The sequence below is a fragment of the Streptomyces sp. NPDC058401 genome, assembly GCF_042722885.1.
Taxonomy (GTDB): Bacteria; Actinomycetota; Actinomycetes; order Streptomycetales; family Streptomycetaceae; genus Streptomyces.
This window is the reverse complement of record NZ_JBHXKA010000090.1, coordinates 1-23,174: the sequence shown is the minus strand read 5'-3', so window position 1 is coordinate 23,174 and position 23,174 is coordinate 1. Positions and strand designations below refer to the sequence as shown.

Sequence of the window (23,174 nt, the reverse complement as noted above, 5' to 3'; positions counted from 1 at the left end):
GCCCCCTACGCGCCCGGCCAGGGGCCCGGGGTGGGGGCGACGGCCTTCTCCTCCGTCTCCTCCTTGAAGACCTTGAAGCCGCGCCGGAGGTAGTTCGCCATGGCGGTCGGGCCGTCGTCGCTGCACGTGTGCAGCCAGACGCGCCGCGTCGGGGCCAGCTCCGGCCAGCGCTCGGCCAGGGACCAGGCCCGCTCGATGCCCACGGTCAGCAGGTGGCCGCCGATGCGCCGCCCCCGGAAGTCGGGGATCAGGCCGAAGTACATGATCTCCACCACACCGTCGGGCTGCGGGTCGAGTTCCACGTACCCCGCCGGGGTGCCGCGGTCGTACGCCACCCACGTCTCCACGCCCGGACGGTCCAGCTGCTCCACCCACTGCGCGCGGGTCAGCACCAGCCGGTCCGTCCAGTGGATGTCGCCGCCCACCGAGGCGTAGAGGAACCTGCTGAACTCGGGGGAGGGGACCTCCGACCGGACGATGCGGATCTCCGGACCCGGGACGGCCGCCGCGACGAGGTCGGACGGTGCGGTCATTTCCAGGGACCAGGTGGTCAGTGTGCTCGTGCTCATGGACGTCAGGGAATCATGCCGCTCCCCGCCGGGCCCAGCCGGGCGCTGATCACCGCCGGCGCCGTGGAGTGCGGCAGCAGCGCGGCCGGGTCCGCCGGGCGGATCAGCTCCACCTCCACGTCGTGCGCGAAGCGGTACGGGCGGTGGGCCAGCACGCCGCCGAGGTTGCGGCGCACCCGGGAGATCTCCGCACGGACGGTCACCGTGCGCGTCGGATCCCCGAACAGCTCCTGCGCGAGCTCCGCCGCGGAACGTCCCCGGGGGGACTCCGCCAGCAGGAACAGCAGCTCCGCGTGGCGCGGGCTCAGCTCCTGCGACCAGCTCCCCGCGGCCCCGTAGACGGTGGCCCGCCACGCACCCGGCCGGCTCAGGTCGAGGACGACGCGGGCCGCCGCCCCGGCGCCGGTACGGGCCTCGGTGACGTTCATCAGCCAGCCGCCCGGCAGTGGCTCCACCAGGCAGTCGCCGAGCTGCGGCACCCAGACCCGGCCCGGTCCGAAGGTCTTGGGCAGCGGGATCCGCTCCATCGGAGCGAGACCCGTGACGGCCGCCGTCCACCCGTTGCCGTCCACGGCCAGGGCCCGCCCCGGCATCCGGGCCAGCAGCGGGGCCGCCACCGCCCGCAGCCGTTCCAGCGACTCCAGGTGCCGCACCCGCAGCTCCCGCTCCGCGAGCCGGGCCACCGAGCTCACCCACGCCAGGGTCGCCGGGTGCATGGTGGCCAGCGGCCCGCTGACGTCGAGGACCCCGATCAGCTGCCCGTCGCGGGGATCGCGTACGGGGGCTCCGGCGCAGGTCCAGTCGTGGTGGCTGGAGACGAAGTGCTCCGCCGAGAACACCTGGACCGGTCTGCGGGTCACCAGGGCGGTGCCGACCCCGTTGGTGCCGACCACCGACTCGTCCCAGTGGGCGCCCACCCCGAAGCCCAGCCGGTCCGCGTTGCGCAGGATCGAGGAGTGGCCCTCCCGCCACAGCAGCCGCCCGTCGGCGTCGGCCACGACCATGATGTGCAGGGCCTCGTCCAGCGAGGGCAGCAGTCCTTCGCGCAGGACGGGCAGCAGTTCCCGTAGCGGAGAGGTCTGGCGCCGCTCCTCGGTCTCGGCGGCCGACAGCATCCGCGAGCGGCTGTCGCGGTCCGGGTGGACCCCGCCCGCCATCATCCGGCGCCAGGACTCCGCGATCTCCGGGCGCGGCGCGGCCGGCGGACGGTCCCCGGCCAGCGCGGCCGCCCGTACCCCCTTGAGCAGGCGCGCGGCCTCCCGCGCGTCCATGGCCGAGATGCGTGCCGCATCGACCGCGCTGCCTGTGGTGTGGACCACCGGAACCTCCCCGTGCCGAACATGCGTACGACGGTTCCCGCCCGCGGCGGCCGTCCGGTGCGCGCCGCTTCCGGGCGAGGACCGCAACGCCCCAAGGGCGGTTCCGAGTCAAAGGTTGCAACGTCTTGCAACTCTCGCCAAGTCCCGGTCGGTCGATCGAAACTGTGCGCACGTCGCCGAGCGACGTGACAGCTCCTTCCTCGGGGCTTCTCGGATCAGGGGTGGTGCCGAGTCGGCGCGGCGCCATCCCTGTTCCTGGTCAACGGGCCCGGATCCCGCACCGCAGTGCTTTTCGGAGGGTTGGGGCCCTCCGCATGAGCCCGCTTCCGGAGGGTTGGGGCCCTCCGCTAGCCCGCGATCCGGGCCCGTTCCACCACGGATCCCAGATCCAGACTGTGCGGCAGCGTGCCGAAGGCCGCGCCCCAGTCACCGCCCAGGCGCGAGGCGCAGAAGGCATCGGCCACCTCCGGCGGGGCCCAGCGCACCAGCAGGGATCCCTGCAGCACCAAGGCCATCCGCTCCACGACCCGCCGGGCCCGGGCCTCGATGCCCTCCAGGTCCGCGAGCTCGGTCAGCAGGTGCTTGATGGCCGAATCCAGCCGGTGGTCGGCGCCGCGCGCCAGCCCCACCTCCTGGAGGAAGGCGTTCAGCGCCTGCGGTTCGCGCTGGAGGGCGCGCAGTACGTCCAGGGCCTGGACGTTGCCCGATCCCTCCCAGATGGAGTTCAGCGGGGACTCGCGCAGCAGCCGGGGCATCCCCGACTCCTCGACGTAGCCGTTTCCGCCCAGACACTCCAGGGCCTCCGCCACCATCGGCGTACAGCGCTTGGTCACCCAGTACTTCGCGGTGGGCACCGCGATGCGCAGGAAGGCCCGCTCCTGCTCGTTGCCCGAGCTCTGGACCGCGTCGTACGCGGCCGCGAGGCGGAGCGTGAGGGTGGTGGCGGCCTCCGACTCCAGGGCGAGGTCGGCGAGCACGTTGCGCATCAGCGGCTGGTCGATGAGCGGTGCTCCGAAAGCAGAGCGGTGCTCCGTGTGGTGAGCGGCCTGCGTCAGCGCCTGCCGCATCAGCGAGGCCGAACCGATCACGCAGTCCAGCCGGGTCGCCGCGACCATCTCGATGATGGTCCGCACCCCCCGGCCCTCCTCGCCCACCCTCCGCGCCCACGTCCCGTCGAACTCCACCTCGCTCGACGCGTTCGACCGGTTGCCCAGCTTGTCCTTCAGCCGCTGGATCGCGAACACGTTCCGCGTCCCGTCCGGCAGCACCCGCGGCACCAGGAAGCAGGTCAGCCCGCCCGGAGCCTGCGCCAGCACCAGGAACCCGTCGCACATCGGCGCCGAGCAGAACCACTTGTGCCCCGTCAGCAGGTACTCGCCCGAGGCGTCCAGCGGCACTGCCGCCGTCGTGTTCGCCCGGACGTCACTGCCGCCCTGCTTCTCCGTCATGCCCATCCCGAAGAGCACCCCGGCCTTCTGCCCGGCCGGCCGCAGCCCCTCCTCGTACACGTGCGAGGTCAGCCGCGGCTCCCATTCGGCCGCCAGCTCCGGATCGGTCCGCAGGGCCGGTACCGCCGCGTGCGTCATCGAGACCGGGCACCCGTGCCCCGCCTCCGCCTGCGACCACACGAAGAAACCGGCCGCCCGCCGCAGATGGCCCGCCGGCCGCCCCCACGCGTCGGTGAGCCCGGCGCCCACGGCGTGCCCGAGCAGCCGGTGCCACGAGGGATGGAACTCCACCTCGTCGATCCGGTTGCCGTACCGGTCGTGCGTCCGCAGCTTCGGCGGGTTCTCGTTGGCCTGCGTCCCCCAGTCCTGCGCCTGCCGGGACCCTGCCGCACGCCCCAGATCCGAGAGCTCCTCCCTCACCTCCGCGGCGAGTTCGGGCGCGGCGTCCGCGAGGTGCCGCTCCACGCCCTCGCTCAGGACCCGGTCGCTGCCGTATACGTCGTGGCCCGCGAGTGGCGGGGCCTGATTGCTGACTGTGTGGGTGGTGGCTGCCATGCCGATACCGTAAGGACGTGCAGCACGCGAAAGAAACACCTGAGCGGATTCCGGGACGCCTCCACCGGGCCCGCGCCCTCTACCGCAACGTCTCCAAGCGCAAGATGGCGTGGCTGCTGCTCAAGGACACCGTGAACTCGTGCATCGAGTACCGGATCCTCGGACTCGCCGCCGAGGCGGCCTTCTTCACCCTGCTCTCGCTGCCCCCGCTCTTCCTGGGCCTGCTGGGCCTCCTCGGCTACGTGGACGGCTGGTCGGGCGGTACGACCGTCGCCAGCATCGAGGAGAACATCCTGCGCGCGGTCGGCACCGTGCTCTCCGACCGGGGCGTCAACGACATCGCCAAACCGATGCTCGACGACGTCACCGGCCGCGGCCGCCCCGACCTCATCTCCCTCGGCTTCGCCTTCGCCCTCTGGTCGGGCTCGCGCGCCGTCAACGTCTTCATCGACACCATCACCGTCATGTACGGACTCGACGGCCAGCGCGGCATCGTCAAGACCCGGCTGCTCGCCTTCGTCCTCTACATCGCCGCCCTGCTGATCGGCGCCATCGTGCTGCCGCTGATGGTGGTCGGCCCGGACGCGGTGGTGCGGCTGCTGCCCTGGAGCACCGAGGTGATCGCGGTCCTGTACTGGCCCGTCGTCACGCTGCTCTCCATCGCCTTCCTGACCACGCTCTACCACGTCTCCGTCCCGGTCCGCTCGCCCTGGATCGAGGACGTGCCCGGCGCGCTCGTCGCCCTCGCCATGTGGGTGCTCGGCTCGTTCCTGCTGCGGATCTACCTCACCAACACGGTGGAGGGGCCGACCATCTACGGATCGCTGGCCGCCCCCGTGGCGATCCTGCTGTGGATCGGCATCTCGGCCTTCGCCGTCCTGGTCGGGGCCGCCGTCAACGCCGCGATCGACCGGGTCTGGCCCTCGGTGGCCACCGCCGCGGCGCGCGAGGCGAACGACCGGGTCCGCGAGGCGGAGGCCGCCCAGCTCGTGGCCCGGGCGGCCGCCTGGCGGGCCCTGGCCGAGGGGGAGTCGGAGGACGACGAGGGCGACGAGGACGGGGGCATGCCCTCGGAGTTCCCGGAGCGCTGGTCGAAGTTCCTGCCCCCCGAGGACTACCACTCCCGCCTGCGCAAGCACTGACGGGCGCTGCCCGCTGCGGGCTGCCGCCGTAGCCTGGTTCCGTGGAAGATCCCGCGGACCGCGCGCCCGCTCCCGGGTACGAGGAACGGCCGTCCCGGACGGTCGCCGGAGCAGTGCTCTGGCGGGCCGGCGGGGCCGGCGCGGACATGGTGCTGCCCGACGGGTGCATGGACCTGCTGTGGGTGGAGGGGCGGCTCCTGGTGGCCGGACCCGACACCGCCGCGCACCCCGCCGGAGAGATCCCGGGCTCCGGCTTCGCCGGGATCCGGCTGGCCCCCGGCGCCGCGCCCGCGCTGCTCGGCGTACCGGCCCGCGTCCTGCGGGACCGGCGGGTCGAGCTGGCCGACCTGTGGCCCGCCGCCGAGGTACGGCGCCTCACCGCGCGCGTGGGCTCGTACGGGGATCCCCGCGCGGGACTGGAGGAGCTGGCCCGGCTCCGCACGGCCGACGGCGGGCTCCCGGACCCGCTCGTCACGGAGGTCGCGGCCCGGCTGCGGGCCGGGCAGGGCGTGGCCGCGGTGGCGGGGGCGGTCGGCCTGGGGGAGCGGCAGCTGCACCGGCGCTCGCTCGACGCCTTCGGCTACGGGCCCCGCACCCTGGGGCGGATCCTGCGCCTCCAGCGGGCCCTGGCGCTGACCCGGCGCGGACTGCCGCAGGCGGCGGTCGCGGCGGCGGCCGGATACGCCGACCAGGCCCACTACACCCGCGAGGTGCGGGCCCTGGCCGGGACCACGCCCGGGGCCTACGCGGCCGGATCCGCCGGTGCGAAGAGGGAGATCCCGGAGCCGTCCGGATCCAGCACGACGGCGTAGCGCTGCCCCCAGAAGGCGTCCCAGGGCTTCAGGTGGCCCGTGTGCCCGGCCTCCGTCAGCTCCGCGTACAGCGAGTCCACCTCGGCCGGGGAGTCGCACAGGAAGGCCAGCCCCACCCGGCCGTCGCTCGTGGGGCGGGTCCAGGACGGGTCGAAGGAGCGGATGACCTCCTCCGTGTCCCAGCCGATCCGCAGCCCGCCCGGCAGGACGGCTTCGGCGTGCGGCTGGGAGTCGGCCTCGGCCGGCACGTCGATGCCGAGGCGGCGGTAGAAGGCGAGCGATGCGGCCATGTCGGAGACGATGATGCCGATCATGTCGAGTCGGGGAGTCATGAACTCACCCTAGGCACGCCGGGCCGGGCCGGTCTTGAACGCATCGGACACGGGCGCGGCCCGATCGGGCCGATCGGGTCAGGTCAGGTCTGGTCTGGTCTGGCCCAGACGGGCCCGGTCACTCGGGTTCCTCCTCCTGGGGCAGGTGCCGGTAGACCGTGGCCCGGGAGACGCCGAGGGCGGCGGCGATCGCGGTGCCCCCGCTGCCGGCCGCGTGCATCCGGCGGGCGGCCTCGATCATGGCCGGGCTCATGGCGGCGGGCCGCCCGCGCCGGCCGCCCGGAGCGGGCCGGGCGGGGCCGTCGCCGGTCGCGTGCGGGCCGTCGAGGAGGCGGCGTACGCCGTCCAGCACGGCCTCGCGCAGGGCCGGGACGGGGGCGTCGGCGAACAGCACCACCGGGTCGGAGAGCATGGCGACGGCCTGGGACGCCCGCACCCGCTCCGCGAACCCGGGATTGGGCCCCGCGACCAGGAAGCCGGCCCGGAGCATCGACTCGCGCAGCCGCGCGAAGGCCGGACCGGGAGCGGCCGGGGCCGTGTCCTGGAGGTTGAGGCGGAGCAGGTGGCGGTGCTCCAGCCAGACGTCGAGCACCCCCTCGATGGCGGCCCACCGGGCCCGGTCCGGCGCCCCGGCCGCCGCGGCGCGGGCCAGGGCGGCCGCCAGATCGCGGAGCATCGGCTCGACGAGGGCGCCGAGGATGTCGGCCTTGCCGGGGAAGTGGTAGAGCACCGCCGGCTTGGAGACGCCCACCCGCTCGGCGATCTCCCGCAGCGAGGTCTCGTGGAATCCATGGACCCCGAACAGCTCCACGGAGACCCGCAGGATCCGCCGCCGGGTGTCGGGAGCCGTCTCGATCACCGAGGCGATGCATGTCTCGTAAATCGTCTCAGAATCTGCGGTTCCGCTGCTCTCCATGCGGAACACTCTAGTCTCCGTAGCGGACTTGACCGGCTGTTTCCCGGGCTCCCCCTGACCGGCGGTAAGTTCGAAACCCGGTTTTCGGCGACCCGAAAAAGAAGTGGCGCGGGCGCGCGGGTGCTTGTTACGGTGGGGACGTTCCCGCCGAGCACCGGCGCGGGACCACTCGTCAGTACGTGTGCAGACCCGGAGGTGAGTTCATTGATGACTGTCATGGCGCAGGGCGTTGCCCGCACTCAGAAGACCATCAATGTCACTTCTGTGGTCTCCGGCTGACCTCACACCTCTTTCGCGCCCGGTAGCGGCGCGCACCGCCGGGGCCACCCTGTGAAGGGTTTCCCTTGTCTCTCTCCGCTTTCTCCGCTTCCTCCCTCTCTTCTTCCTCTCTCTCCTCGTCGCTTCCGCACGCCCTGGCCCCCTTCGGCTGGGACGAGGCGTGGGCGGCCGAGTTCGCCCCGTACGCGGACCAGGGCCTCCTGCCCGGCCGGGTCGTACGGGTCGACCGCGGACAGTGCGACGTCATGACGGCGGACGGCATCGTCCGCGCCGACACCGCCTTCGTCACCCCCCACGACCCGCTCCGGGTCATCTGCACCGGCGACTGGGCGGTGGTCGAGGCACACGGCAACCCGCGCTACGTGAAGACGTACCTGCCGCGCCGGACCGCCTTCGTACGGTCCACCTCCTCCCAGCGGTCCGAGGGGCAGATCCTCGCCGCGAACGTCGACCACGCGATCATCGCCGTGTCACTGGCGGTCGAACTGGACCTCGGCCGCATCGAGCGGTTCCTCGCGCTCGCCTGGGAATCGGGCGCCCAGCCGCTCGTCGTCCTGACCAAGGCGGACCTGGTCCCGGACCCGGTCACCCTCGGACACCTCGTCGAGGACGTGGAGGCCACGGCCCCCGGGGTCACGGTCCTCACGGTGTCCTCCGTGACCGGGGAGGGCACGGACGTGCTCGCCGCGGTGGTCGGCAGCGGTACGAGCGTGCTCCTCGGGATCTCCGGCGCGGGCAAGTCCACGCTGGCCAACGCCCTGCTCGGAGAAGAGGTGATGGAGGTCCAGGCCGCCCGCGACGTCGACGGCAAGGGCCGCCACACCACCACGACGCGCAACCTGCTCGCGCTGCCGGGCGGAGGCGTGCTCATCGACACCCCCGGGCTGCGGGGCGTCGGGCTCTTCGACGCGGAGGCGGGCGTCGGGCAGGTCTTCTCGGAGATCGAGGAGTACGCGGAGCGCTGCCGCTTCCACGACTGCGCGCACGAGGCGGAGCCGGGGTGTGCGGTGATGGCCGCGCTGGACTCCGGGGAGCTGGCGGTGCGGCGACTGGAGAGCTACCGCAAGCTGCTGCGGGAGAACCAGCGGATCGTCGCGAAGACGGACGCGCGGCTCCGGTCGGAGATCAAGCGCGACTGGCGGCTCCGCTCGGCGGAGGGCCGCGCGAACTACTCCGCGAAGCGCACGGGCCGAGCCTGACGGCTCCCGCCCCCGGACCCCGCCCCCGGACCCCGCCCCCGGACCCCGCGCCTCAAACGCCGGCGAGGCTGGATCTTTCAGCCCGTCCGGCGTTTGAGGACCGGGTCCGGGCAGCGCCCGGGGAACGGGCGAAGGGCGGGTAGGTGACTTCGGCCGTGCCGTCGGGGGCCGCGCGTCAGGCGTTGAACACCCGGTTGCCGCGGAGCTGTTGCGCGCACCAGCGGAAGTGGCCGTCCTGCAAGTCCAGGCCGAAGAGGTCGTAGGTCGTGAGGGCGTACGCGGCCTGGTAGGCGGCGAGGGTCGCCGGCGGGTAGCCCAGCTCCCGGGCGAAGAGCCCGGTGAGTTCCGCGGCGTGCTCCGCGGCGTGCGGCCCGTACATGTCCCAGACGGCAGCGGTCACGGCGGCCTCGAAGGCCGGGTCGCCCGCGGTCGTGTAGAAGCCGAAGTCGAGCACCGCGACGGGCCGGCCGGCCTCGTCCACATGGATGTTGGGCGGTACGAGGTCACCGTGGATCGCCGTCACCGGGGCGTCGGGGAGCGCGCGCAGGGCCCGGCGCGTGCGGTCGACTCCCGCCTCGAAGTCCGGTACGTGCGCCGCGAGCGCGGCCCCGTTCCGGGCCGCGGCCCGGTCGACCAGGGCCGCGAGCGCATCGCGGAAGCAGTCGTGATCCCGCCACAGCGGACGGTCGTCACCGTGGACGGTCAGCCGGAGCATCGCGGCGGTGCCGGGCACGGAGGCCAGCCCGCGCAGCACGGTGAGCAGCGCGTCGCCGTGCCGGGCGGACAGCTCGCGCTCGTACGCCTCGTGCGCGGAGTCGGCCCTCAGCGGGCCTCCGGGCAGCTCGCGCTCGTACGTCACCGTGACGCCCTCGTGGTCCTCGACGTCGAAGATCTCCGGGGTGGCGAACGGCGGGCGGCGGCGCGCGATGTCCGCGTACACCTCGCGGGTGAGGGCGAGACCGGCCGGCGGACGGCCGCTCCACACCTTGGCGGCCCGGCCCTCGCCCAGCCCGTACACCACGCCCTCGACGCCGGCGCCGATCCGGCGGACGGCCGGGTGCCCGCGGCCGGCGAAGTGGGCGAGCCACGGGTCGGCGGGGGCGGTTTCGGCTGTCGGGGTGTTTTCCATCCGCGCATTAGACCAACGGATGTTCCGAGCCCACACGGCATTTTCGTGAAGGGCCCCGTCCCCCCCACCCGGGGAGGAGCGTGCTAGTCCGTCAGGCCCCATGTCAGGACGCGGTCCGGGTGGATGCGGATGACCTCCGGGCTGAAGTGGGGGCCCAGGGAGTGCGGGCCCACCTCCAGGGTGGCCCGGCCGCGGATCTCGATGCCGCGGACCTTCCACGGACGGGTGCTGACCAGGTCGTCCACGACCAGGGACAGCCGGGGGTCGTGGGTGAGGTTGCGCCACTTCTTCGTCGTGCCCATGGCCAGCCCGCCCACCAGGACCGTCCCGTCGTCCTGCGGGAAGAATCCCACCGGGTTCGCCTGGGGCTGCCCGGCCGGGTCCACCGTCGCGAGGCGGCCCAGGTGCTGCGAACGCAGGTAGGTCAGTTCGGCCTCGCTGAAACCGCTGAAGCCCTGGGAACCCTTGGAATCCTTGGCATCCGTCTTCTCCGTCATGGGGGAGACGATCCCAGCCGGGCCCGGGCGGCGCATCGGGCCGAGGGCCTAGTCCGGCCTACGCCATAAGCCCCGTCCGGCGGCCTACGCCCACAGCACGAGGCCCAGCCATGCCCCCACCACCAGCAGGCACGCGAACAGCTCCACCAGCACGCTCGTCCCCACCGCCCGCATCACCGCCCGTACCGACGCCCACGCCTCCCCGTGGGCGCCCAGGCGGCGCCGCTCGCAGAGGTAGATGCCGCCCACGAAGCCGGGGACCGTGCCGATGACCGGGATCAGCACGAAGCCCAGTACCGCCCCCGTGCCCGCGTACACCACCATCCGGTGGGTGACGCCGACCCCTCGGAGCCGTCGCGGGGGCAGCTGCCACTTCACCACCTGGACGACCAGCAGCAGCGCCGTCGCGCCCGCCAGCAGGCCCCAGGCCGCCGAGGTCTGTTCGTGCAGCGCCCACCACAGGACCCCGGCCCAGACGAGGAGGGTGCCGGGGACGCCGGGGACCAGTACCCCGAGCAATCCGAGCACCAGCACCAGCCCCACCAGCAGCAACTGGGGCAGCTGAGGCAGATCCATCTGCTCAGCCTGCCTGACCTGGGGCTATCGGGCCACCCAGCCCCGTTCGTACGCGTGCCAGCCGAGCTGGAGCCGGGTCGTGACCCCCGCCAGCTCCATCAGGCCCTTGACCCGCCGCTGCACCGTCCGCAGGCCCAGCTCCAGGTGCTTCGCCACGCTCGCGTCCGTCATCCCCGCCAGCAGGAGGGTGAGGATCTCCAGGTCCGTGGTGTCCGGTCCGCCACCCGATTCCTCCGGCGCCCCGGTGGATCCCAGCCGCAGCGGGAGGGACTCCCGCCAGACCGCCTCGAAGAGGCCCATCAGGGACTCCAGCAGCCCCGACGCGTGCACGACCAGCGCCGCCGGCTCCGCCCCGCGCGCCGTCAGCGGGACCATCGCGAGGGTCCGGTCGGCGATGACGAGTTTGGTCGGCACCGCGGCCGAGACCCGGATGTGCTCGCCGCGCGCCAGCGCCGTGGAGGCCTCGCGGATCCCGCTGGGCAGGGTCAGCACCTCCCGCTCGATGACCACCCGGTACGCGACGCCCCGTACGGCCGCGCGTTCCTCCGCCTCGTTGTCCGTCCCCGTCACCACCTGCGGCCGGCCGCTGACCAGCGCGCACACCTCCTCCACCGCGCCGAGCTGGAGCTGGTGGAAGCGGTGGGCCACCGCGCTCGCGCCCGTCACCACCTCCACCAGGTCGTACACGGCCGGTTCGGCGGCCTCCGCCCGGTACTCCTCCGCCAGCAGGGCCGCCGCCAGCTCCGCCTGCTCCAGCTCGTGCCGCTGCTGGGTGAGGAGGGCCCCCAGGGCCACCCCGGGCGGAGCGGCCACCCACCGGCCGGGACGGGCGGAGGACTGGGCCGCGAGCCCGTGGCGCTCCAGGTGGCGCAGGGTCCGCTCGGTCTGCTGCACCGGCAGCGTCAGCCGGTGCGCGAGGTCCGGTATCTCCGCCGCCCCCAGCGCGACCAGCGCCCGGTAAGCGGACTCCTGTCCTTCGTCGAGACCTATCGCACCCAGCAACTCGTCCACCCAACCCTCTCGGAACCGTTCCTGGCGGGAAGCGGCCACGGCGCAAACCCGCCGTCGACATCATCGCCGCACCCGGCGCCCCTCTGCCAAGGTGGCGCCACCGCAGCACCAACATCCGCTGGCCAGAAGCCATTTACGCGGCCATTTCGCCGTGCAATGCAGTAGTTGGCCGGAATTCATCTGGGGAGAGCGATGCGCCCGATATCGCGTACGGCACTGGGAGCGGCCATCGCGGCCGTCCTGGCCGTCACGGCCGTGGGCCCGTCCACGGCACAGCCGAGCGACGGAGCGTCCGGAGCAGGATCCGGCACGGCAAAGAAGGCCCTCACCGGCAGCCCGGAGGCCGCGCAGCAGCCCACCGGCCCCGTCACGGTCACCCTGGTCACCGGTGACCGGATCCTGGTGTCCACCGACGCCCAGGGCCGTACGGCCGCCACCGCCATGCCCCGCGAGGACGGCTCGCAGCCGATCGTCCAGACCCGCCAGGCGGGCAAGGACCTCTACGTCTACCCCGAGAGCGCGGTCAAGGCCCTCGCCGCGGGCAAGGCCGACGAGGAACTCTTCAACGTCACCGGCCTGATCCGGCAGGGCTACGACGACGCGCACGCCAAGAAGCTCCCGCTCATCGCGGTCTACGAGCGCTCCGCGAGCCTGGCGCGCAGCGCCCCGCCCGCCCCGCGCGGCGCCGAACAGAAGCTGGTCCTCGGCTCCATCGGCGGAGTCGCACTCGCCGCCGACAAGGACAAGGCCACCGACTTCTGGGCCGACGTCACCGGCGCGAACGTCAATCCGCACGCCCGGTCGGCCGCCTCCGCCCCGCTGAAGAAGCTGTGGCTGGACGGCAAGGTCCAGGCGAACCTGGAGCGTTCGACCAAGCAGGTGGGCGCCACCGCAGCCTGGGCCGCCGGATTCGACGGCACGGGCACCAAGGTCGCCGTCCTCGACACCGGCACCGACCTCGAACACCCCGACCTCAAGGGCCGGGTCACCGAGGCCAAGAACTTCACCGACTCGGACACCGCCGAGGACCGCCAGGGCCACGGCACCCACACCATCTCCACCGTGGGCGGCTCCGGCGCCGCGAGCGGCGGCGCGAAGAAGGGCGTCGCCCCCGGCGCCCAGCTGCTCAGCGGCAAGGTCCTCAACGACTCCGGCTACGGCCTGGACTCCTGGATCATCGCGGGCATGCAGTGGGCCGTGGACAGCAAGGCCGACGTGGTCTCCATGAGCCTGGGCGACCCCTCCCAGCTCTCCTGTGACGACCCGATGGCCGAGGCCACCGAGGCGCTCGCCCAGAGCAGCAGCACCCTCTTCGTCATCGCCGCCGGCAACTCCGGGCCCGGCAACAACACCGTCTCCTCGCCCGGTTGCGCACCCAGCGTGCTGACCGTCGGCGCCGTCGACCGCGACGACAAGACGGCCTCCTTCTCCAGCCGCGGCCCGGCCGGCCTGAACCACACCCTCAAGCCCGAGATCGCCGCCCCCGGCGTCCAGATCTCCGCCGCCAACATGGGCGGCCGCGGGGTGTACGCGTACCAGTCCATGTCCGGCACCTCGATGGCCACCCCGCACGTCGCGGGCGCCGCCGCCATCGTCAAGCAGCGCCACCCCGACTGGACGGCGCAGCAGATCAAGGCCGCGCTCGTCGGCTCCGCCAACAGCTCGGTGCCCGGCGACGTCCGGGAGACCGGCGGCGGCCGGCTCGACGTCAAGGCCGCCATCGACACCACCGTCACCAGCGCCCCCGCGGTGCAGGGCGGCACGTACAACTGGCCGCAGGACCGCAGCGACCGCAGCAGCGTCGAGGTCCCGTACACCAACACGGGGACCAAGCCCGTCACGCTGAGCCTCTCCGTGGAGAAGGTCACCGGCAACGACGGCTCCGCCGTCCGCAGCCAGGTCGCCCGCCTGGACCGGCGCACCGTGACCGTCCCGGCCGGCGCCACCGTCAAGGTGCCGCTCGCCCTGGACCCCGCCGCGAAGCTGGAGCGCTCCCAGTACGGGGACGTCACCGGCCGCGTCATCGCCACGGCGAAGGGCGTGCACGTCTCCACCCCCTTCTCCCTCTACGTGGAGCCGGAGACGGTGACGGTGCGCGTCAAGCTCCTCGACCGCGACGGCAAGCCGGCAGCGGGCCCGTCCTCGCTGGACCTGATCGGCACCGACGACGCCACCGGTGAGCGCCGCTTCAACGAGGGCGCCGCGGACCAGGTCTACCGGGTCCGCCCGGGCTCGTACTTCCTCTCCGCCTTCGTCGGTACCCCCGACGCGGGCGAGGGCGACCGGATGTACGACTCGCTCACCTACCTGGGCCGTCCGCAGACGGAGATCAAGAAGGACACGGTGATCGTGCTGGACGCCCGCAAGGCGGCCAAGCTGAACATCGCCACCGAGAAGCCCAGCGAGGCGCGCTCCACCACCCTCGCCTTCGCCCGCTCCTGGGGCGAGTCGTGGCTCCACGCCGGCACCGCCATGGGCGGCCGCACGATCCGCGGCTACTACGCTTCGGTCGACGGCAAGGCCAAGGAAGGCGACTTCGAGTTCGGCAGCTACTGGCGGGCAGCCGCCCCGCTGCTCTCCGAACTGAAGGCGAACGGCGGCCCCGTGCTGCACCCGATCACCGCCTCCACCGGCACCGACAACCTGGACGGCACGGGCAGCGCCCCGCTCGTCAACGCGGGCTCGGGCACGCCCGAGGAGCTCGCCGCCGTGGCCGCCAAGGGCGCGATCGCCCTGGTCAAGGTCACGGACGAGGGCTCGGTCTACGAGATCGCCGGCAACGCGAAGGCGGCCGGAGCCAAGGCCCTCCTCGTCCACCGCGAGGCCCCCGGCCGCTGGCAGGCCTTCAGCGGCTACGCCGGCGGCGCCCTCCCGGTGCTGACCGTCGAATCCGCCGAGGGCAAGGCCCTGGCGGCCAAGCTCGCCAAGGGCGCGGTCACGCTGAGCTGGAAGGGCAGCGCGAAGAGCCCGTACGTCTACAACCTGGCCCAGATCGAGAAGGGACAGGTCCACGGGGACCGCACCTACCGGGTGCGCGACCGTGACCTGGGCGCCGTCGAGTCGGCCTACCAGTCGATGGGCGTCGCCGCCGACTACATCGACGTGACCGGGGCCTACCGCCCGACGGGCGGCGCCGTGTACTTCGGCTCCATCGACACCGTCGCGGTACCGGGCAAGCGCACCGAGTACTACTCCGCCGGGGACACCGCCTGGGACCACCTGGTCTCCAGCAGCTTCCCGTGGGGCGAGTTCATGACCGACCAGCACCGCACGTACAAGGCGGGCTCCAAGCGCGCCGAGAACTGGTACGACGGGGTCATCGGACCGGTGGCGCCGCGCGACACCGCGGGCAAGGAGCTGCTGGCCGCCGAGCGGCAGGGCAACCTGATCGGCTTCTCCTCCGCCATGTGGGGCGACACCGGGCACTACGCGCAGCAGGGCGGCTTCGGCGACCTCGGCAACGTCTCGCTCAAGGTCGACGGCGAGTCGCTGGGCGACACCGGCTACCCGTTCGGGGCCTTCGAGGTCCCGGCCGGCGAGGCCACGTACGAACTGACCCAGCAGCTGGAGAAGTTCGGCCAGCCGGCCCGCACCTGGCAGCGCTCCTCCGGGATCCAGACCACCTGGACCTTCCGCTCGAAGCTGGACGCGACGCAGTACTCGCAGGCGCTGCCGGTCATCTTCCCGCGGATCTCGGCCCCGCTGGACGGCCTGAAGACGCTGGCCGCGGCCGACGGCCAGAAGATCGGCCTCTCGGTCAGCGGGCACGCGGGCTACGCGCCCGGCGCGCTCAAGTCCGCCAAGCTGTCGTACTCGTACGACGAGGGCGGCAGCTGGAGCGAGGCGAAGGTGAGCGAGCGCGGCGGGCAGTGGACCGCGACCGTGAACCACGCCGGAGCCGCGGGCAAGCAGGTCATGCTCAAGGTCGAACTGACCGACAAGAACGGCGCCACCGTCACCCAGATGGTCGCGCGGGCGTACGACATTCGCTAAGTCGTACGACATAGAGCAGGGGGGTCCATCGGACGGCGGTCCGATGGGCCCCCCTTTTTCCTGCGTTCGCCGGATTTCGGCTGCGCCGGAGCCCGACAATGAGGGCCATGAGTCAGCGGGACGCGGGCGCGGATGACTGGTGGCAGAAGCTCTACGAAGACCCCGACGCGGGACCGGAACCCGACCCCCGGGACACCCTGGAACACCGCTTCCGCTCGGCGGCGGTCCTCGTGGCCCCGACCCCGGTACCCCACCCCCGGAGAGACCCGGCATCCGTGCCGGAGGACGCCGCGCCGGAGCCGGAGCCGGCTGTGGCTGCTCCCGGGGCGGCGGCGGAGCCGGAGCCGCCTGTGGTCGTGCGCGCCCCGGTCTCCGAGGTGGAGGCGGCGCCGCCCGTGGCCCGTTCCCGGGCCGACGACGCGTCCGGCGGCTCGGTGCTGCCGCCGCCGCGGGACCCCCGGGAGGGCGGCCAGACCTGGTACGCCCTCGGGAGCGTCTCCGTGCCGCCCGCGCTGCCCGCCGAGGAGTCGGAGGAACCGTCCGACTGGAGCTGGGGGCCCAGGGACGACCCGCCAGCGGCGGAGGCGCCCGCTGAGGCGCCCGCGGAGGCGGACCCGGCGGGTGCGGAGCCCGGGTCCGACGGCGCGCACGCCGGATCCGGGCACCCGGAACCGGCTGACCCGGACGCGGTTGCCCCGGACGCGTCCGACCCGGTACCGGATGTGCACTCGGGCCACGGCTCGGATCCCAGGTCCGGAGTCGTCTCCGGTTCCCATCCCGAAACCGGCTTCGCCCTTGGCTCGCATCCCGGTTCCGGGGCGGGCTGGGGGTCCGCTTCCGTGTCCGGGGACGGGGACGGGGGCTCCGGGTTTTCGGGGGTGCCGCGGCCCGTGGTGGCGCATCTGGGGGACCGGCCGCCCACCTACGCCGCGGAGCCCATCGCGTTGCCCGCCGCCGACCCCGCCGGGCTCGTCGCCCTGACGCCCGACACCGTGCTGGAGGGGGCCCAGTACGGCGGCTACACGCTGCGCGCGGCCTCCGTGCGCGGGGACTCCGCCCGGTTCCGGGGCGAGGCCCGGCGGGACTTCCTGCTCACCGCCCGCTTCGGCACCGGCCCCGACGCGCTGGTCCTGGTCGTGCTCGCCGGTGGGGACCGGGCCGGGCCCGGGGCCGCCGAAGCCGCCGCCGAGGTGTGCCGCTCCGTCGCCGCGGCCGTCGGGCGGAGCCAGGAGCGGCTGTCGCAGGACATCCGGGACGGCCGGCGCGAAGCCCTGCGCTCCGGGCTCCAGCGGCTCACCGACCGTGGCTACGGGCAGCTGCGCGCCCGCGCCGCCGAGCTGGGGCTCCCCGAGGACGGCTACACGGCCGGGCTGCGCGGGGTGCTGCTTCCGGTCGACCCCGGCTGCCGCACCCGGGTCTGCTTCGGCGCGGGCGCGGGCGGCCTGTTCCGGCTCCGCGACGGCCAGTGGCGGGACCTGGAGGAGCCCGAGCCCGCCCCGGCGGCCCCGCCCGGCCCGCCCGCCGGGCCCGCCGGGTTCAGGTTCCGCTTCCGGGCCTCCGTGGCCCGGCCCGGCGACACCCTGCTCCTGTGCTCGGGCGGCCTCGCGGACCCGATGCGCGAGGAGGAGCCGCTCTCCGCCGAGCTCGCCGCCCGCTGGGCCGACGCGCCCCCGCCGGGCCTCGCGGCCTTCCTCGCGGACACCCAGCTCCGCCTCAAGGGGTACGCCGACGACCGGACGGCCGCCGCGGTCTGGGAGGCGTAACCGGGCGGACCGTGCGTGGATGGGAGGCGCACACGGCAGAGCCGAACCGGAAAGGGCGCCCCCTCCATGGCCAAGCAGAACGTGGCGGAGCAGTTCATCGACATTCTCGTGCGCGCCGGCGTGCGCCGGATGTACGGAGTCGTCGGGGACAGCCTCAACCCCGTCGTCGACGCGATCCGCCGCACCGGCGGCATCGACTGGATCCAGGTGCGCCACGAGGAGACCGCCGCCTTCGCGGCCGGCGCCGAGGCCCAGATCACCGGCTCCCTCGCCGCCTGCGCGGGCTCCTGCGGCCCCGGCAACCTCCACCTGATCAACGGGCTCTACGACGCCCACCGCTCCATGGCCCCGGTCCTCGCGCTGGCCTCCCACATCCCCTCCTCCGAGATCGGCCTCGGCTACTTCCAGGAGACCCACCCCGACCGGCTGTTCACCGAGTGCAGCCACTACAGCGAACTGATCTCCAACCCGCGGCAGATGCCGCGCGTACTGCAGAGCGCCATCCAGCACGCCATCGGCCGCGGCGGCGTCGGGGTGGTGTCCCTGCCCGGGGACATCGCCTCCCAGCCCGCCCCGGAGCAGAGCATCGAGCAGGCGCTCGTGACCGCGCGGCCGACCGTACGGCCCGGTGACGGGGAGATCGACAAGCTGGTCCGGCTCATCGACGAGGCCGACCGGGTCACCCTCTTCTGCGGCAGCGGAACCGCCGGCGCACACGCCGAGGTGATGGAGTTCGCCGGCCGGGTCAAGGCCCCCGTCGGGCACGCCCTGCGCGGCAAGGAATGGATCCAGTACGACAATCCCTACGACGTCGGCATGAGCGGGCTGCTCGGCTACGGCGCGGCCTACGAGGCCACCCACGAGTGCGACCTGCTGATCCTGCTCGGGACGGACTTCCCGTACAGCGCCTTCCTCCCCGACGACGTCAAGATCGTCCAGGTGGACATCCGGCCCGAGCACCTCGGCCGCCGCACCAAGCTGGACCTCGCGGTCTGGGGCGACGTACGGGAGACCCTGCGCGCGCTGAACACCCGGGTGAAGGCCAAGACGGACCGCCGGTTCCTCGACCGGATGCTGAAGAAGCACGCGGACGCGCTGGAGGGAGTGGTGAAGGCGTACACGCGCAAGGTCGAGAAGCACACCCCGATCCATCCCGAGTACGTGGCCGCGGTGCTCGACGAACTCGCCGACGAGGACGCGGTGTTCACCGTGGATACAGGCATGTGCAACGTATGGGCGGCGCGCTATCTTTCCCCGAACGGAAAACGCCGCATCATCGGCTCCTTCAGCCACGGCTCCATGGCCAACGCCCTTCCGCAGGCCATCGGCGCACAGTTCACCGATCGCGGACGTCAAGTGGTGTCGATGTCGGGCGACGGTGGTTTCTCCATGCTGATGGGAGATTTCCTCACCCTGGTGCAGTACGACCTCCCCGTCAAAGTGGTCCTCTTCAACAACTCATCCCTCGGGATGGTCGAGTTGGAGATGCTGGTTTCCGGCCTTCCTTCGTACGGAACGACGAACAAAAACCCCGACTTCGCGGCGATCGCCCGCGCGGCGGGCGCGTACGGGGTGCGGGTGGAGAAGCCCAAGCAGCTCACAGCGGCTTTGAAGGACGCTTTCAAGCACAAGGGACCCGCTCTGGTGGACGTGGTAACGGACCCCAACGCCCTGTCCATTCCGCCGAAGATCAGCGCTGAGATGGTGACCGGATTCGCACTTTCGGCCAGCAAGATCGTGCTGGACGGAGGGGTGGGCCGGATGATCCAGATGGCGCGATCCAACCTCCGTAACGTGCCGCGCCCTTGAGCCCGGATGCGTGCGGATTCCCCCGGGGGGCATGCATCCCGTAGGCCTGTTCGACAGGCGGGCCGCCGGACAACAGGCATACGGGAGGTACATCGCCGTGCGGGTGGGGGCGAAGGCCGGAAAGCTGTGGCGGAGAGGGCGGCCGGTGCCGCGGGAGCCGTCGTCCGAAGAAGGGATGGCGGTGCACGCGTCGGGGATCACCCGGACCGTGCGGCGGGCCGATCTGAAAGCGGTGGGGGAAGTCCGCAGGGATTTAAGGGAGTTGATGCGCCACCGGTGCCGGGCGGAGGCCGCCGAGGTGGCCGAGCTGCTGATCACCGAGCTCGTCACCAACGCCCTCGTCCACACCGATCAGGGTGCCGAGGTCTCCGCGACGTTCGCCGCCGACCGGCTGCGGGTCGAGGTCCGCGACTACGCCGCCCGCCGGCCCCGGCCGCACGTACCGTCCGCCGACGACGGTACGCACGGCAGGGGGCTGGTACTGGTGCAGTCGCTCGCCGACGCCTGGGGCGTGGACGCGCTCGGGCTGGCGCTGGGCGGCGGGAAGGTCGTGTGGTTCGAGCTCCACGGAGCCAAAGAGGCGGGGCCCGCCTGAGTGATCGGGCGGACCCCGCGACACGGATCCCGGACGGGCCCCGGCCCGTCGCATCGGCCGCAGGGGCCGTGTCGGCCGGATCAGCCGAACTGCTGCTCCAGGTCCTTCAACTTCCTTTCCAGGGAGTCGAGTCGGGGGAGCGTCTGGGTATCGTCCTCGGCGGTGAGGTCCACCGTCCGGGGGTCGGTGGCCGGGTTGGCCGGGTCAGCCGCGGAATGGGGCTCGGTTCCGCTGACGGCCTGCAGGGAGGGCCGGCGCCGTAGGGGAAGCTGTCCGGTTTCCGCTATGGCCGGCTCCGCGGCGACCGGCGCGGAGCCCGCTCCGGGGGCCAGCCCCGGCGCCTCGACCTGACGGGCGCGGGCCACGCGCCCGAACGCCCGGTTCTGCCGGCCGAGCGCCTTGATGTGCGCCCGGTCCAGGCGGTGTTGGTCCCGTCGGCGGTGCCGGTCGTTCTCCTTCTCCTTCTTGTCCTCGCGCACCTCGTCCACGGCCTCGTCGAGCGTGCGGACCCCCTCCAGCAGCATCAGCGACCACGCGCCGAAGGTCTCCCGGGGAGCCCGCAGCCAGCGGACCATCCGGATCTGCGGCAACGGCCTCGGGATCAGGCCCTGTTCGCGCAGTGCGGCCCGGCGGGTCTGCTTCAGGGCACGGTCGAAGAGCACGGCCGCCGAGAGGGACATGCCCGAGAAGAACTGCGGGGCTCCGTCGTGGCCGAGACCGCGCGGGGCGTGCACCCAGTTGAACCAGGCGGCGGCACCCGCGAACAGCCAGACCAGCATGCGCGAACCGAGGGCCGCGTCGCCGTGGCTGGCCTCGCGGACGGCGAGCACCGAACAGAACATGGCCGCGCCGTCGAGGCCGAAGGGCACCAGGTACTCCCAGCCCCCGGAGAGGTTGAGGTTCTGCCGGCCGAAGCCGACCAGCCCGTGGAAGGAGAGTGCCGCGGCGACCGCCGCGCAGCAGAAGAGCAGGACGTAGGAGGCGGTCCCGTAGACGGCCTCCTTGCGCCGCCGCCGCTCCTCGCTGCGCTCCCAGCTGTCCTCGGCCGCCCCCGCCTTCTCGCCTTCGCGCTTGCCCCGGGCCAGTACCGCCACTGCCGCAAGTACGCCCAGGATCAGCAGGCTGCCGGGCAGCAGCCAGTCCAGCGATATGTCGGTCAGTCTCATGCGGTTGTCCCTTGCCTCGCGTATGCGGCTGTTCGGCTTGTGGCCGGTTGCGGCTTTCCGGGCGCCATAGTGGCGCAGCCGGTGAGCCGTACACGCGGGTTTCGGGGCAAGTGGACGCCAACGGGGGGCGGAGCCCGCCGGATAGGGTGTTGCTGATCGAACTCCAGCTCGCACTGCGCGAGTTGAGTTCGATTTTCGTCAGTCGGACGGGTGGGTTGGGGCCGTGGAGGCGGCGGCGCGCAAACCTGGTGGCGGCCGTACGCTTGGGTGGGTGACACCGGCCGGCCCCGAGGCCTCCTGCGCGGCCCCGGTCAGCTGTCGGCGGTCAGGCGCGCCACGCGGTCCTCGTCGCAGGTCCTGGGGCAGGTGACGCAGGTGTCGTCCGGGCGGATCGTGTAGAAGAAGCAGCAGCTCGCCCGGTCCCGGGTGGGGAGCTCCCGGCCGTCCGGGGCCTCCAGGGTGCGGAAGCCCGCGCCGCCGGTGTACGGGGCGGTCGCGCCGGGGAAGAGCCGGTCCAGCTCGTGCACGGCCCGCTGCTCCTCGGCCTCGCCGAGCAGGTTGCCCACGTACCAGAGGCTCTCGACCACGTCGTCGGTCACCATTCCCCACAGGGCGCGCCGCCCGCGCCGCGTCCGGGGGCCGAACCCCTCCATGACCGGTTCGAGGTGCTGGGCCACCGCAGCCCGCACCTCCGCGCGCAGCGCGTCCTCGTCGGGCACGACCCGGGCCCCGGGAAGCGCTGCGGCCGGGTCGTCCGGCAGGCAGGCGAAGGGGTGGACGCGGACGGCCATGCGGCCGTTCGTCCGGTCGAAGGACACCGACTCCGGGGGGAGGAGCGGCACGCGCCGGTCCAGGAACCACGGGACCGTGATCAGCAGACAGGCCGTCCACGCGTACCGGTGCAGTCCGAACCCCGCCACCACGTCGGGCCGACCCGGGCGCCCGTAGTCGCGGAGTATCTGCGCCTCGTCCCACGCGAGGAAGGCGTCCAGGGCCTTGCCGCCCGCCGCGAGCCCGTCCGCACCGACCCACCCCACACCGCGAGGGGAGGGTTCGTGCGGGGCGAGCTCGGTGACGCGCAGTCCGGCGTAGGCGGCGGTCATGCGTGCGTAGGCGTCCGCCACCGGAGAGCCGGCCGGGGCGGGCGTGCCGGGGTGGACGTGGCCCCGGATGGTGGGCGCGACGGCCGTGACAGTCATGACGCTCATGCGCGAACCACCGAATCACCGAATCACACGATCGTTAACAGGTAAGCCTTACCTTACCTGATCTCCGTCGGGTGTGGGAAGGCGGGCTATTCTTCGGGGTCAGGTCGAAACCCGTGGGAGGACCGAGTGCGCGATACGGCCCGAGCCCGGGTACCGGCACAGCAGGACCGCAAAGTGGTGCGCCACTCCGTGCGCGGGCAGATCCTCGACGCCCTGCGGGCGGCGCTGCTCGCGGGCGAGCTGGAGCCGGGGGAGATCTACTCGGGCCCGGCCCTGGGGGAGCGGTTCGGGGTCTCCGCGACGCCCGTGCGCGAGGCGATGCAGCAGCTGGCGCTGGAGGGGGTCGTCGAATGCCTCCCCAACCGGGGCTTCCGGGTCCTGACCCGGAGCCCGGGGGAGCTGGCGGAACTGGCCGAGGTCAGGGCGCTGCTCGAGGTTCCGGTGATGCTGCGGCTGGCCCGTACGGTGCCGTGCGGGGACTGGGCCGCGATGCTGCCTGCGGCGGCGGAGGCGGAGTCGGCGGCGGCCGCGGGTGATGCGGCGCGGTACGCCGACGCGGACCGGGCCTTTCACCGGGCGGTGCTCGCGCTGGCCGGCAACGCCCAGCTCCTCCTGGTGGCGGAGGACCTCCACCGGCGCTCCCAGTGGCCCCTGCCCGGGCCCCGCCGGATCCGCCGGGCGGACCTCGTCGCGGACGCGGCGGAACACGTGGCCGTCCTGGTGGCGCTCTCCGCGGGCGATCTCCCGGAGGCGGAATCCCTGATCCGCACCCACTTCACGCCCCTCTGAGGGGCGGGCGGGCGGCCGTCCTGGCCGGCTGGCTGCGCGGAAGCTTCTGGGGCTCCGCCCCAGACCC

General features: G+C 73.1%; 19 protein-coding genes. 8 read left to right on the top strand and 11 right to left on the bottom strand.

Going from position 1 to position 23,174, the window contains the following annotated elements; all coding sequences use genetic code 11:
- Nucleotides 1-5: 5 nt before the first annotated feature.
- From ACFWNV_RS27665 to ACFWNV_RS27655, 3 genes are all read right to left on the bottom strand, one after another.
- Nucleotides 6-569, bottom strand: coding sequence for a GNAT family N-acetyltransferase (locus tag ACFWNV_RS27665; protein ID WP_383952238.1), 564 nt, complete (start codon nucleotides 567-569; stop codon nucleotides 6-8).
- A gap of 5 nt (nucleotides 570-574) precedes the next feature.
- A complete protein-coding gene (locus ACFWNV_RS27660) occupies nucleotides 575-1,840 on the bottom strand; it encodes a GAF domain-containing protein (RefSeq protein ID WP_383952257.1) in 1,266 nt (421 codons plus the stop codon).
- A gap of 395 nt (nucleotides 1,841-2,235) precedes the next feature.
- Complete coding sequence (locus ACFWNV_RS27655; RefSeq protein WP_383952236.1) at nucleotides 2,236-3,891, bottom strand: acyl-CoA dehydrogenase family protein; 1,656 nt, start codon at nucleotides 3,889-3,891, stop codon at nucleotides 2,236-2,238.
- Between the two features lie 17 nt (nucleotides 3,892-3,908).
- On the opposite strand from ACFWNV_RS27655, the gene ACFWNV_RS27650 reads away from it, so the two are divergent.
- A complete protein-coding gene (locus ACFWNV_RS27650; RefSeq protein ID WP_383952234.1) occupies nucleotides 3,909-5,033 on the top strand; it encodes a YihY/virulence factor BrkB family protein in 1,125 nt (374 codons plus the stop codon).
- 41 nt (nucleotides 5,034-5,074) lie between these two features.
- On the top strand, nucleotides 5,075-5,845 hold the full coding sequence (locus tag ACFWNV_RS27645; RefSeq protein WP_383952232.1) for a helix-turn-helix domain-containing protein: 771 nt from the start codon (nucleotides 5,075-5,077) through the stop codon (nucleotides 5,843-5,845).
- Here ACFWNV_RS27645 and ACFWNV_RS27640 read toward each other — a convergent pair.
- Together ACFWNV_RS27640 and ACFWNV_RS27635 are read right to left on the bottom strand one after the other, a co-directional pair.
- Nucleotides 5,776-6,177 carry a VOC family protein gene (locus tag ACFWNV_RS27640; RefSeq protein ID WP_383952230.1) on the bottom strand — a complete coding sequence of 134 codons (402 nt, stop codon included), beginning with the start codon at nucleotides 6,175-6,177 and terminating at the stop codon, nucleotides 5,776-5,778. The genes ACFWNV_RS27645 and ACFWNV_RS27640 overlap by 70 nt on opposite strands.
- Nucleotides 6,178-6,295: 118 nt before the next feature.
- Nucleotides 6,296-7,093: a TetR family transcriptional regulator gene (locus ACFWNV_RS27635; protein WP_383952229.1), complete on the bottom strand. Its 798-nt coding sequence runs from the start codon at nucleotides 7,091-7,093 to the stop codon at nucleotides 6,296-6,298.
- A 344-nt stretch (nucleotides 7,094-7,437) separates the two neighbouring features.
- On the opposite strand from ACFWNV_RS27635, the gene rsgA reads away from it, so the two are divergent.
- Nucleotides 7,438-8,571 carry a ribosome small subunit-dependent GTPase A gene (rsgA, locus tag ACFWNV_RS27630; RefSeq protein ID WP_383952227.1) on the top strand — a complete coding sequence of 378 codons (1,134 nt, stop codon included), beginning with the start codon at nucleotides 7,438-7,440 and terminating at the stop codon, nucleotides 8,569-8,571.
- Nucleotides 8,572-8,746: 175 nt separating this feature from the next.
- On the opposite strand, the gene ACFWNV_RS27625 is transcribed toward rsgA, so the two are convergent.
- The 4 genes from ACFWNV_RS27625 to ACFWNV_RS27610 all read right to left on the bottom strand — a co-directional run bounded on the left by ACFWNV_RS27625 (nucleotide 8,747) and on the right by ACFWNV_RS27610 (nucleotide 11,775).
- Nucleotides 8,747-9,700, bottom strand: coding sequence for a phosphotransferase family protein (locus ACFWNV_RS27625; protein ID WP_383952225.1), 954 nt, complete (start codon nucleotides 9,698-9,700; stop codon nucleotides 8,747-8,749).
- 83 nt (nucleotides 9,701-9,783) lie between these two features.
- Nucleotides 9,784-10,197 carry a PPOX class F420-dependent oxidoreductase gene (locus tag ACFWNV_RS27620; RefSeq protein WP_383952223.1) on the bottom strand — a complete coding sequence of 138 codons (414 nt, stop codon included), beginning with the start codon at nucleotides 10,195-10,197 and terminating at the stop codon, nucleotides 9,784-9,786.
- A gap of 84 nt (nucleotides 10,198-10,281) precedes the next feature.
- A complete protein-coding gene (locus ACFWNV_RS27615) occupies nucleotides 10,282-10,773 on the bottom strand; it encodes a DUF456 domain-containing protein (protein WP_383952221.1) in 492 nt (163 codons plus the stop codon).
- A gap of 24 nt (nucleotides 10,774-10,797) precedes the next feature.
- Nucleotides 10,798-11,775, bottom strand: coding sequence for a helix-turn-helix domain-containing protein (locus ACFWNV_RS27610; RefSeq protein WP_383952255.1), 978 nt, complete (start codon nucleotides 11,773-11,775; stop codon nucleotides 10,798-10,800).
- Nucleotides 11,776-11,976: 201 nt separating this feature from the next.
- Between ACFWNV_RS27610 and ACFWNV_RS27605 the strand changes: the two genes are divergently transcribed.
- The 4 genes from ACFWNV_RS27605 (at nucleotide 11,977) to ACFWNV_RS27590 (ending at nucleotide 19,944) form a co-directional block, all read left to right on the top strand.
- Complete coding sequence (locus ACFWNV_RS27605; RefSeq protein WP_383952220.1) at nucleotides 11,977-15,777, top strand: S8 family serine peptidase; 3,801 nt, start codon at nucleotides 11,977-11,979, stop codon at nucleotides 15,775-15,777.
- 107 nt (nucleotides 15,778-15,884) lie between these two features.
- Nucleotides 15,885-17,540: a protein phosphatase 2C domain-containing protein gene (locus tag ACFWNV_RS27600; RefSeq protein ID WP_383952218.1), complete on the top strand. Its 1,656-nt coding sequence runs from the start codon at nucleotides 15,885-15,887 to the stop codon at nucleotides 17,538-17,540.
- Nucleotides 17,541-17,606: 66 nt separating this feature from the next.
- Complete coding sequence (locus tag ACFWNV_RS27595) at nucleotides 17,607-19,349, top strand: pyruvate dehydrogenase (RefSeq protein WP_383952216.1); 1,743 nt, start codon at nucleotides 17,607-17,609, stop codon at nucleotides 19,347-19,349.
- A gap of 175 nt (nucleotides 19,350-19,524) precedes the next feature.
- Nucleotides 19,525-19,944 (top strand): ATP-binding protein, encoded by a 420-nt coding sequence (locus ACFWNV_RS27590; RefSeq protein ID WP_383952214.1) that lies wholly within the window; start codon nucleotides 19,525-19,527, stop codon nucleotides 19,942-19,944.
- Between the two features lie 80 nt (nucleotides 19,945-20,024).
- Here ACFWNV_RS27590 and ACFWNV_RS27585 read toward each other — a convergent pair whose 3' ends face one another.
- Together ACFWNV_RS27585 and ACFWNV_RS27580 are read right to left on the bottom strand one after the other, a co-directional pair.
- Entirely contained in the window at nucleotides 20,025-21,110 is a 1,086-nt protein-coding gene (locus ACFWNV_RS27585; protein ID WP_383952212.1) for a DUF2637 domain-containing protein, read from the bottom strand.
- Nucleotides 21,111-21,421: 311 nt separating this feature from the next.
- Nucleotides 21,422-22,309, bottom strand: coding sequence for a (2Fe-2S)-binding protein (locus ACFWNV_RS27580; RefSeq protein ID WP_383952253.1), 888 nt, complete (start codon nucleotides 22,307-22,309; stop codon nucleotides 21,422-21,424).
- A 135-nt stretch (nucleotides 22,310-22,444) separates the two neighbouring features.
- Between ACFWNV_RS27580 and ACFWNV_RS27575 the strand changes: the two genes are divergently transcribed.
- The gene (locus ACFWNV_RS27575) at nucleotides 22,445-23,107 is read left to right on the top strand and encodes a GntR family transcriptional regulator (protein WP_383952210.1); all 663 of its coding nucleotides are present in this window, start codon (nucleotides 22,445-22,447) and stop codon (nucleotides 23,105-23,107) included.
- The last annotated feature ends 67 nt before the right edge of the window (nucleotides 23,108-23,174 follow it).